We start from the raw sequence: 10265 nt of genomic DNA, 5'->3' as shown, positions 1-10265 counted from the left end.
GAAGTTTCTATGGCACAGACGACACTTTGAGTTGCCGACATAATTATACTCCCCCGAATTTATAGCATCATTATATGCTCTATCTCCCATAGATTGCTTTAAAGGAATCTCAGGCATTGGAGAGTTCAACTCATCAATAACTCTTTGATCCTCGACTGCATATAGATTTACAAAAAAAAGTAATGCTAAAACAACTGAGATTTTTTTAAAATAACTAATATTCATTCATCTTACTCTTTGATATTTATTTAAAATAGGATAATATTTACCTCTTTTTGATTATATCATTTTAAATATTGAATATTTCTAAAATTTAAATAGCAGTTATAATAAAGTAAGAGAGGTAAGCAAATCCCAAACCTTAAAATAATCATAAATTAAGTTTCCTGTAAGTAAAAAAAGATATACTTTCGCCAATTAAACGGGCATTTTAAATGTTAATGTTAAGAAAATTACTTGAAAGGTTCAAGAATGAAATTCACAAAAATTGCAACTCCTGAACAAATTGATCAAAAATGGGTTTTGATTGATGCTGAAGGTAAAACTTTTGGTCGTGTAATTACTGAAGTTGCAACTATACTTCGTGGTAAAAACAAACCATGTTTTACTCCAAATATTGACTGTGGAGACTATGTAGTAGTAGTTAATGCTTCAAAAGCAAAATTCAACGGTCTTGGCAAAATTGCAAATAAAGAGTATTTTTCATACTCCGGCTACTTCGGTAGTACAAAAAGCGTTAAGATGACTGAGCTTTTAGAGAAAAACCCTGAGAAGCTTTTTAAGCTTGCTACTCGCGGTATGCTTCCAAAAACAAAACTTGGTGCTAAAATGCTTAAAAAATTAAAAATTTATGCAGGTGCTGAGCATCCTCACACTGCACAACTAGCTAAGTAAGGAAACCAGATGGCAAAAATATATGCAACAGGACGTCGTAAAGCGTCAATAGCAAAAGTATGGTTAACTCCAGGTAGCGGAAATATGACTATAAACGGTCTTTCAATAGATGCATGGTTAGGTGGGTTAGAGGCTAAAAAACTTCGTGTTAAGCAACCTCTTGCACTAACTAAGCAAGATACATCTGTTGATATCGTAGCAACTACTTTAGGTGGTGGTTTCGGAGGTCAAGCTGACGCACTTCGTCACGGTATATCTCGTGCATTAGTAAAATTTAACCCAGAGTTAAAAGCAATCCTTAAACCAGAAGGCATGATGACTCGTGATTCACGTGTTGTTGAGCGTAAGAAGCCAGGTAAGCGTAAAGCACGTCGTTCTCGCCAGTTCTCTAAGCGTTAAGCTTCTCTTTGAGAAAACGCTAGTTTTAAGAACAATTTTCCGGCGCATTTTGTGCCGGAAATATCTCTCTATCTTTATTTATTAACACTCTCCTATATTTTACTTTGGTATAATCACTCAAAAAAAGAGTACTTTTGCGCTATTTACTACTAATTTTTGTATCGGTTCAAATTTTTGCCTCAACACTTCATTTGGCGACATCAGCAAATCCATCAAGATTAAACCCCATATTGGCAACTGACTCTAGTTCATCTGAAATAACCGGATTTTTATTTAACGGACTTGTAAAATATGATAAAGATTTATCAACAATAGTAGGAGACTTGGCAAAAGAGTTCTATTTTGAAGATGATAAGACCCTTATCTTTAAGCTTCGCAAAAATGTAAAGTGGCATGATGGCAATCCTTTTAGCGCAAAGGATGTAGTTTTTACTTATGAAGTGCTAATATCACCACAGATAAGCTCCCCGTACAGCTCCAGTTTTAGATTTGTTCAGAGTGTAGAAGCGGTTGATGACTTTACTATCAAGGTAAAGTATAAAGAGCCTTATTTTAAGGCGCTAGAGACTTGGATGATGGGTATATTGCCACAACATGTGCTAAGAGATGAGCAAAATTTGATGAGCGCTTCATTTAATACAAATCCCATAGGTACGGGAGCATATAAACTTGAGCAGCTTGAACACTCTAAAAATATCATATTAGCTGCCTTTGATGACTATTTTGAGGGGCGCGCTAAAATTGATAAAATCTCCTTTCATGTTATAGCTGACCCAATGACACGATTTTTAATGCTAAAATCCGGGGCACTTGATGTAGGAAGTATTGAGCCTATGCAGTATGAGAGGCAGTTAAATGATGATTTTTTTAGTAAGTTTAATATATATGAAAATATCTCGCAATCATATACTTATCTGGGCTTTAATCTTCGTCATGAGAAGTTTAAAAATCCAAAAATCAGAGAAGCGCTATCTTTGGCAATTGATAGAGAGGAGCTGGTTAAAATTCTATTTTTTGGTCATGCAGAGGTTTGTACAGGACCTTTTCTACCGGCTAGCAAAGCGTTTAACAGCGATGTAAAAGCACCACTGCAAAATATAAAAAGAGCAAAAGAGCTTTTAAGCAAAGCAGGGTATGATGAAAAAAACCCTTTTAGCTTTGAGATTGTGACTTCAAACTCTAGTGAAATTAGACCATATGCCGCTCAGATACTACAGTACCAACTAAAAAAAGCCGGAGTAGATGTTACATTGAGGGTTATGGAGTGGCAGGCATTTTTAAATATGGTAGTTTTTCCGCATAAGTTTGAGAGTGTACTTCTTGGATGGGGACTCTCGCCAACACCCGACCCTTACATGTTCTGGCATAGCGACAACGATAAGCAGGGTGGTTTTAACTTGGTTGGGTACCACAACGATAAAATAGATAGAATGATTGAAGAGTCACAAAGCATGATAGAGAGTAAAGAGCTATCAGCCATATGGAGAGAGATGTTTAAGATAATAACAGATGAGAACCCTTACCTCTTTTTGTATATTCCAAATGCTATTACGACTGTAAGCAAAGATATAAAAAATATCCAGCCAAGCCCTAGCGGAATCTGGCATAACTATATAAAGTGGGAAAAAAATGATAATACTTTTTGATTTAGACGGGACTCTCATAGATTCAACAGAAGCAATATTGGAGTCATTTGAGCACTCTTTTGATTTTCACAAACTACCAAGAAGGGATAATGAGGAGATAAAATCTCTCATAGGGTACCCACTTGATATTATGTATAAAGAGCTTGGGGTTGAAAAAGAGAGTATTTCTGATTTGATTGCTACGTATAAAGGACACTATAGAGATATTTCAACTCAAAAAACAGTGCTTTTAAAAAATGCAAAAGAGGCAATAGAGCTAGCAAGTCGGTTTGCAACGCTAGGAATTGTGACGACAAAAACAGGGCACTACTCTAAGGTACTAATGGAGCATTTTGGCGTCATGCATCACTTTGAAGTGTTAATCGGCAGAGAGGATGTAGAGAATCCTAAGCCACACGCAGAGCCTATAACAAAAGCTCTGCAAAAATTAGATATAAAAAATAGAGAAGTATGGATGATTGGCGATACAAAACTCGACCTCATTGCGGCAAAAAGTGCAAATGTAAACTCCATAGGAGTTTTGAGTGGTTATGATAAAATAGAGACATTAAAAATGTTCACAAATGTTATATTGAATGATGCCTTAGAAGCTGCTATCTATCTGCAAAATAGGAAAAAATAACACACTTTTGCCTGTTCTTAATTAGGAGTAAAACATCAAGCTATTTTTAAGAACAACTTGTCTAGAATAAGGGGTAAAATAGAATTGAGAGTTCTTAATATTAAATACAAGGAGAGTTTATGCTAGAGATCAGATGGCATAGTCGTGCCGGACAAGGGGCTGTAACCGGTGCTAAAGGTTTGGCCGATGTTGTTTCTACTACAGGTAAACATGTTCAGGCATTTGCATTTTATGGTTCTGCAAAACGTGGAGCGGCAATGACAGCATACAATCGCGTTGATGATGAAGTAATAATGAATCATGAAAAATATATGAAACCTGATTATGTTTTTGTTATTGACCCCGCATTGGCAATAACAACAGATATAACAATAAATCATAAAGAGACGACAAAATATATAATCACTACTCACTTAAGCAAAGAAGAACTAATTAAAGCTCAGCCTAAGCTAGAAGGAAAAGAGGTTTACACCGTAGATTGTATTACTATTGCAAACGAAACTATTGGTCGCCCGATTCCAAATACGCCTATGCTTGGTGCATTTATGAAAGTTTCCGGAATGTATGAAATTGATTTTTTTAAAGATAGCATGAAGAGAGTTCTTGAAAAGTTACCACAAAAGATTATCGATTCAAATATGCTTGCAATTCAGCGCGCATACGATGAAGTAAAGTAAGGGATTTATTATGGCAAAAAAAGGATGGGATGAGTTTGAAATCGGAGCAATGCTGCGCACTTTCGACGGAAAAATAGACGATATAGCTGGAACAAGACAAGAAGATCGTGCATATTCACAAAATAGCTCTTATACTGCAAGTGTTGCTGATTGGAGATTGATTAAGCCTATATTTAACAAAGATTACTGTATTGATTGTCAATTTTGTTGGATATATTGTCCGGATGTTTCAATAATATCAAGAGATAAAAAGCTAATCGGTGTAGATATGGATCACTGTAAGGGATGTGGAATATGTGTTGAGGTTTGCCCTACAAACCCTAAATCACTTCTAATGTTCCCAGAGCAAGCCGATGAAGAGACAGAGATCGCTAATTGGCCTAAAAAAGATGAGGAGGAAGCGTAATGGCATTTGATAAGATGGAACTAAGAGATATCGAAGTTTGGGATGGAAACTTTGCTGCTGCTCAAGCAATGAGACAGTGTCAAATTGATGTTGTTGCAGCATATCCTATTACGCCGTCAACTCCTATAGTTGAAGGCTATGCAAAGTTTTTGGCTGATGGTTATGTAGAGGGTGAGTTTGTAATGGTTGAGTCTGAGCATGCTGCAATGTCCGGCTGTATAGGTGCAGCTGCTGCAGGAGGGCGTGTTGCTACAGCTACCTCCTCTCAGGGATTTGCGCTTATGGTTGAGACGCTCTACCAAGCTTCAGGTATGCGTTTGCCAATCGTACTTAATGTGGTAAACCGTGCACTTGCTGCTCCGCTTAATGTTAACGGTGATCACTCAGATATGTATTTAGGACGTGACAGTGGATGGATTCAGTTTGATGCATACTGCCCGCAAGATGCGTATGATTTGAATTTTATTGCATTTAAAGTTAGTGAAGATCATGATGTTAGGCTTCCATGTATGGTTCATCAAGATGGCTTCTTGACTTCTCATACAGCACAGGGTGTTCACACTTTAACTGATGACCAAGGGTATGGTTTTGTTGGGGAGTTCAAGCCTATGAACGATATGCTTGACTTTGAACATCCCGTAACTCATGGTGTTCAGACAGAAGAGGATTGGCACTTTGAGCATAAAGCTCGTCAACATAATGATTTGATGACAAAAGTTATGCCGAAAATCCAAGCAGCGTTTGATGATTTTGAAAAATTAAGCGGACGCAAATACAATATAGTAGAGAAGTATGATATGGATGATGCTGACGTATGTGTCGTATGTATGGGTACTTCGGTTGAGACTGCACGTGAAGTAGCAACGGAGATGAGAGCACAAGGCATAAAAGCCGGCGTAGTTGGAATTCGTGTAATTCGCCCGTTTCCGTTTTTTGAAATTAGAGAGGCATTAAAAGATATTAAAGCTATAGCAGCACTTGATCGCTCATCTCCGGGCGGTACTGTTGGAATGCTTTTTAATGAGATAGCAGGCTCACTCTATAACAGTGACTCAAAAGCACTCCTATCAGGCTATGTATATGGACTAGGTGGACGTGATTTAACTAAAGCTAATTTAGTTGCTCTCTTTAAAGAGTTACAAGCAAATGTTGATGCAGGTAAAGTAACTACACCTCTACAACAGTTTATCGGTGTTCGTGGACCGAAACTAGCATACCTATAAGGAGAAACCGTGAGTGAAATGAAAAAAATAAAAAACTTAAAAGAGTTTTCAACATCGGCTGACCGCTTTGAGGGTGCGAATCTTTTGTGCCCTGGTTGTGCGCACTCGATTATTGTTCGTGAAGTATTAAACGCAACAAATGATGATATGGTTTTATCAGCATCAACGGGATGTCTTGAAGTTTGTACGGCAGTTTATCCTTATACATCTTGGGATGCTTCTTGGATACATATTGGATTTGAAAACGGCTCAACAGCTGTTGCGGGTGCAGAGAGTATGTATAAAGCACTTAAAAATAAGGGTCGTCTAAAGCAGCCTGAGCGCAATCCTAAGTTTGTATCTTTTGCAGGAGACGGTGCATCTTACGATATTGGTTTTCAGTGGATATCCGGATGTATGGAGCGTGGACACAATATAATGCATGTTGTTCTTGATAATGAAGTTTATGCAAACACAGGTGGACAACGTTCAAGCTCTACTCCTATAGGCTCTTCTGCAACAACGTCACCGGCAGGTCGTGTCAGTTACGGTGAGAAGAAAAACAAAAAAGATATGGTAGCAATTATGGCTGCGCATGGTATTCCATACTCGGCACAAGTTGCTCCAAATAAGTGGAAGGATATGGTAAAGAAGATTCAGCACGGCTTTTCTGTTGATGGACCTGTCTTTATAAATGCAGTATCTCCTTGTACAACAGAGTGGAAGTTTGACCCTAAAGATACAATGCACTTAACGGATTTATCAACTGACACTTTAGTATTTCCGCTATATGAGATTATTGACGGGCATGAGTTAAACATTACATATAGACCAAAAAATGTAATCCCTGTTGAGGAGTACTTAGCTGCTCAGGGACGTTTTAAACATCTTTTTAAGGATGAGTACAAATACTTAATTAAAGAGTGGCAAGAGCGTGTAGATGCTAATTGGGCGTACTTACAACGTCGTGAAGAAGCTCGCGTTTAAAAAGCTTTTATCTTCGGCGCGCCTTGCGCCTAACTCAGACACGGCATACTTTAGTATAGCCTTTGTCTGAGTTAGACACAAATCACACCAACTGTAATCTCTCGAAGTTAAATTAAAATATTAAAACAGATCTGCATGTCCGAAAAAAATCTCCTGATTAGGATTTTTTCTTAAATCTTCTAATATCTTTTTTGCACGAATTTTTGTCTCTTTATCAAAATATATAAACATATTTCTTGAAAATATAAAATCAAATTTGCCAATATTTTTAAAATCCGGATCAAATAGATTTATGACCTTAAATGTCACTTGTGATTTGACTATATCTTTTAAGATATATCTGGAGTTCTCTTTGAGAAAATAGTTCTCCAATATGCTTTGAGAGAGATTTCGTATGTTTCTCTCATTATATATCGCTGCAGTCGCCTTTTGCGTTGCATCAGAGTTAATATCAATACCTGTAATATGAAAGCTATTTTGTGAGACACCTGCTTCTAAAAGGGCGATTGCGATTCCATAAGGCTCTTCACCCGTAGCAGAGGGCGCACACAATATTGAAACATTTCTATTTGCTTGTTTGACTAGTTTTACAAGCTCCTTAATCTGTTTAAACTCCCTATAGAAAAATGTCTCATTTGTTGTTAAGTAATCTATCAGGGCCTGCTTTAAATCTTTATCACTTTTTATCAGTTTTAAAAGCTCTCTAAAAGAGTATATCTCTCTTTGTTTGCAAAAGGTAGTAACTTTATTTTGCAAAATTGATACCTGTTTATCAAAGGTTACTCCGGTCTCATTTTTAAAAAACTCTGCAATTGGCAATACATCCGTATAGTCATATTCAATATTTTCTTCCAAGTTAATAGAAGAGGGCTCTTTTTTTTTAAAAAAACTAAACATTAGCTACAAAAATTCCTAATCTTCTCTTTAATCTCTGCTATATCTGAGATCTCTATATTATTAACACAACTTCTTGCTCTGCTTGGCATACCATCAACAATAGAGCTCTTCTCATCTTGAGTTATAGTTCTTACTCCTCTAAGAGCTAATTCTGCGCATCCGTTAATACCATCATCTCCAATACCGGTTAATATAACAGCTAAAATTTCGACATCTTCTATAAAAGGGACAAAGGAGTTAAAAACAGTATTTATATCGGGGTTGTATTTGTACTGTTTTGATGATTCAACGTTAAATCTAAAACCATCGCTCTCTTTTCTTACTGAGGTTATCCCATGACAAATATATATATTTGTGCTTTGAATTAAAGTGCTATTATCTACCATATTAACACTATTTAAACTAAGGGTTTGTAATCTTTTAGTAAAGCTTGGTATAAAATCTATTGACATATGTTGAGCTATTATAATTGCAGTATTGTTTAAGATAGGAAGGGATTGGATAATTCTTTCTATCTGCCCCGGACCTCCTGTAGATGCACCTATAAGAACTATTTTTTGTAATGTAGATATCAAGCAGACTCCACAAGAAGATCTTTTTTAGGTTCACAAAAGTAGTAGCCTTGAGAGTAGTCGATTCCTAGATTTTTTACAATGTTGAAGATTTCTTCACTCTCTACAAACTCTGCAACTGTCTTCATACCTAATTTTTTAGCAAAATCAACTATTGTAGATACAACAATATATGCATTTTTGTCTTTATCTATATTTTTAATAAGCGAGCCGTCAATCTTTAAGTAGTCTGCTTTTAGTTTTATGAGGTACTCAAAATTACTGTATCCTGTGCCAAAATCATCAATTGCAATCTTGCAGTTATACTTTTTGACCTTAGCTATAAAGCGCATTACATCTTCAAACTTCTCAATATACTCTGACTCAACTATCTCAAATACAATCTTTGAGCCGATATCGTATCTCTCTAGCATTATTATTATATACTCTGATATTTTAGGCTCTGTGATGTCGTTTATAGATAGATTTATAGAGAACTCCACATTTTTATCTTTAAACATCTCAAATGATTGTTTGATTACCGTTTTTGTTATATTGAAGTACTCTCTAGTCTGCTTAGCGATATCTAAAAAGAAGTATGGAGATATGACTTTATCACCATCTATCATCCTAACTAAACACTCATACTTCTCGTATCTCAGGTTTGAGTTGTTTACAATAGGTTGATAGTAAGTAACAATATTATCTCTTTTAAAAGCATTTGAGAGTTTTTTGCTCCATTTTATATTATTTTCATACTCTTTATTTAAAGAGATACTATCTCTGTAAACAATAAAATTATTATTACTTTTTTTTGCAATTTTTAGCGCCATATTTGCAGTAGATAAGAGTTTGTTTTTATTTTTTTCAAAGGATATTCCGCAACTACATGAGGTTAATATATGCTCGTTTTGTATTCTAATTCCCTTTTTTATCTCTTTTAAAATAGCTTTTGCAATGTCCTCAAACTCTTCATTAGAGTATAATTTTGCAAGTATTACAAACTCATCGCCTTGAAGTTTATAAAATCTAAGATTGCTATTATTAAAAACAGTATTGTATATCTTATCGCTTAATGCTTTTATAACTTCATTTCCAAATGTATGTCCGTAAAAATCATTAATCTGTCTAAAGTTGTCAAGATTAAAAATAGCTAGTGATAAATCATCAAACTGTTTTATATCATTTTGAAGTTTTGTTCTGTTTGCATATCCGGTTAAAAAGTCTAGAGTTAAAGCACTCTTTATCTCTGTAATATTTGTTCTAACTCCGATATACTCTACAATATTGCCCTCTCTGTCGATTATGGGGTTTATAATCGCTTTAACCCAGTAAGAAGTTTTGTTTTTGTTTAAATTCTGCAACTCTCCCGACCATGGCTGCTTGAGAGTTTGTATAGTGTGCCACATAGACTTGAAAGTCTCTTTTGGAGTATCCGGATGCCTTACAATATTGTGCTGCTTGCCAATAAGCTCCTCGGGGGTGTATCCGCTTATCCTGCAAAACTCATCATTAACATAGGTAATTACCCCTTTGGCATCAGTTTTTGAGACTATAAAACTTCTATCAACAGCTGATTTATACTGCTTTAAAAACAAAAGAGAGTCGTCATGCTCTTGTTTTAGCTCGTCTGTCTTAAATAAAATCATTCTTATCGCCATTACCATCAAGACACTAAGAGCTATTATGCTGATGATTAAAAATGAAGAGAGCGCGACAATCTCATAAAAAGCCTCTTCAAGCTTGTCGTTTATTGTTTTAGTAACTTTAGCAAACAGAGCGTCCTCTACCTTCTTTAGAAGGTTTATACTTTTTGTAGATCTCTCAAACCAATCGTTAGGTTTTGTATCAAAGTGGGTTTGATTTTGTACCGTTTTGTCTATTATTGCAAACGTCTCCTCTACATCCGTACCTCTAAAACTATTGTAGTAAAAGGTTAAAACATCATCCGGAGCGATAGCCTGAAAGCTTCTGGTATCTATGT

Annotated in this window: 12 protein-coding genes; 8 read left to right on the top strand and 4 right to left on the bottom strand. The window is 35.8% G+C overall.

Annotated elements, in window-relative coordinates; translation table 11 throughout:
- Positions 1-225: hypothetical protein (locus tag M0Q20_RS10055; RefSeq protein WP_295061429.1), on the bottom strand; the 225-nt coding region annotated here is incomplete at its 3' end.
- A gap of 246 nt (positions 226-471) precedes the next feature.
- Here M0Q20_RS10055 and rplM point away from each other — a divergent pair.
- The 8 genes from rplM to M0Q20_RS10015 all read left to right on the top strand — a co-directional run bounded on the left by rplM (position 472) and on the right by M0Q20_RS10015 (position 6833).
- Positions 472-894, top strand: a complete 423-nt coding sequence (gene rplM / locus M0Q20_RS10050) for a 50S ribosomal protein L13 (RefSeq protein ID WP_295061426.1) — start codon at positions 472-474, stop codon at positions 892-894.
- Between the two features lie 9 nt (positions 895-903).
- Entirely contained in the window at positions 904-1293 is a 390-nt protein-coding gene (gene rpsI, locus M0Q20_RS10045; RefSeq protein WP_295061423.1) for a 30S ribosomal protein S9, read from the top strand.
- A gap of 134 nt (positions 1294-1427) precedes the next feature.
- Positions 1428-2939 (top strand): peptide-binding protein, encoded by a 1512-nt coding sequence (locus tag M0Q20_RS10040; protein WP_295061420.1) that lies wholly within the window; start codon positions 1428-1430, stop codon positions 2937-2939.
- Positions 2923-3561, top strand: coding sequence for an HAD family hydrolase (locus M0Q20_RS10035; RefSeq protein WP_295061417.1), 639 nt, complete (start codon positions 2923-2925; stop codon positions 3559-3561). Before M0Q20_RS10040 ends, M0Q20_RS10035 begins: the two co-directional genes overlap by 17 nt.
- Positions 3562-3680: 119 nt before the next feature.
- A complete protein-coding gene (locus M0Q20_RS10030; RefSeq protein WP_295061414.1) occupies positions 3681-4238 on the top strand; it encodes a pyruvate flavodoxin oxidoreductase subunit gamma in 558 nt (185 codons plus the stop codon).
- A gap of 10 nt (positions 4239-4248) precedes the next feature.
- Positions 4249-4644, top strand: coding sequence for a 4Fe-4S dicluster-binding protein (locus M0Q20_RS10025; protein ID WP_295061410.1), 396 nt, complete (start codon positions 4249-4251; stop codon positions 4642-4644).
- The gene (locus M0Q20_RS10020; protein WP_295061408.1) at positions 4644-5867 is read left to right on the top strand and encodes a 2-oxoacid:ferredoxin oxidoreductase subunit alpha; all 1224 of its coding nucleotides are present in this window, start codon (positions 4644-4646) and stop codon (positions 5865-5867) included. The genes M0Q20_RS10025 and M0Q20_RS10020 overlap by 1 nt, the downstream gene beginning before the upstream one ends.
- A 9-nt stretch (positions 5868-5876) precedes the next feature.
- Positions 5877-6833 (top strand): thiamine pyrophosphate-dependent enzyme, encoded by a 957-nt coding sequence (locus M0Q20_RS10015; protein WP_295061406.1) that lies wholly within the window; start codon positions 5877-5879, stop codon positions 6831-6833.
- A gap of 120 nt (positions 6834-6953) precedes the next feature.
- Here M0Q20_RS10015 and M0Q20_RS10010 read toward each other — a convergent pair whose 3' ends face one another.
- The 3 genes from M0Q20_RS10010 to M0Q20_RS10000 all read right to left on the bottom strand — a co-directional run.
- On the bottom strand, positions 6954-7730 hold the full coding sequence (locus M0Q20_RS10010; protein WP_295061403.1) for a CheR family methyltransferase: 777 nt from the start codon (positions 7728-7730) through the stop codon (positions 6954-6956).
- Positions 7730-8305, bottom strand: a complete 576-nt coding sequence (locus tag M0Q20_RS10005) for a chemotaxis protein CheB (RefSeq protein WP_295061400.1) — start codon at positions 8303-8305, stop codon at positions 7730-7732. The genes M0Q20_RS10010 and M0Q20_RS10005 overlap by 1 nt, the downstream gene beginning before the upstream one ends.
- Positions 8302-10265 (bottom strand): EAL domain-containing protein (locus tag M0Q20_RS10000; RefSeq protein WP_295061396.1); only part of this gene is annotated, 1964 nt, incomplete at its 5' end. The genes M0Q20_RS10005 and M0Q20_RS10000, both read right to left, overlap by 4 nt.

It is taken from the genome of Sulfurimonas sp. (genome assembly GCF_023229025.1).
In the GTDB taxonomy this organism is placed as follows: Bacteria; Campylobacterota; Campylobacteria; order Campylobacterales; family Sulfurimonadaceae; genus Sulfurimonas.
Note: the sequence above shows the minus strand (reverse complement) of the source record. Positions and strands in the feature narration are given on the sequence as shown.

What these genes read in the sequence shown, in the direction of transcription:
- M0Q20_RS10030 (WP_295061414.1), top strand. Translation starts at nt 3,681, where the DNA reads ATGCTAGAGATCAGATGGCATAGTCGTGCCGGACAAGGGGCTGTAACC.
- M0Q20_RS10035 (WP_295061417.1), top strand. Translation starts at nt 2,923, where the DNA reads ATGATAATACTTTTTGATTTAGACGGGACTCTCATAGATTCAACAGAA.
- M0Q20_RS10020 (WP_295061408.1), top strand. Translation starts at nt 4,644, where the DNA reads ATGGCATTTGATAAGATGGAACTAAGAGATATCGAAGTTTGGGATGGA.
- M0Q20_RS10010 (WP_295061403.1), bottom strand. Translation starts at nt 7,730, where the DNA reads ATGTTTAGTTTTTTTAAAAAAAAAGAGCCCTCTTCTATTAACTTGGAA.
- rpsI (WP_295061423.1), top strand. Translation starts at nt 904, where the DNA reads ATGGCAAAAATATATGCAACAGGACGTCGTAAAGCGTCAATAGCAAAA.
- M0Q20_RS10025 (WP_295061410.1), top strand. Translation starts at nt 4,249, where the DNA reads ATGGCAAAAAAAGGATGGGATGAGTTTGAAATCGGAGCAATGCTGCGC.
- rplM (WP_295061426.1), top strand. Translation starts at nt 472, where the DNA reads ATGAAATTCACAAAAATTGCAACTCCTGAACAAATTGATCAAAAATGG.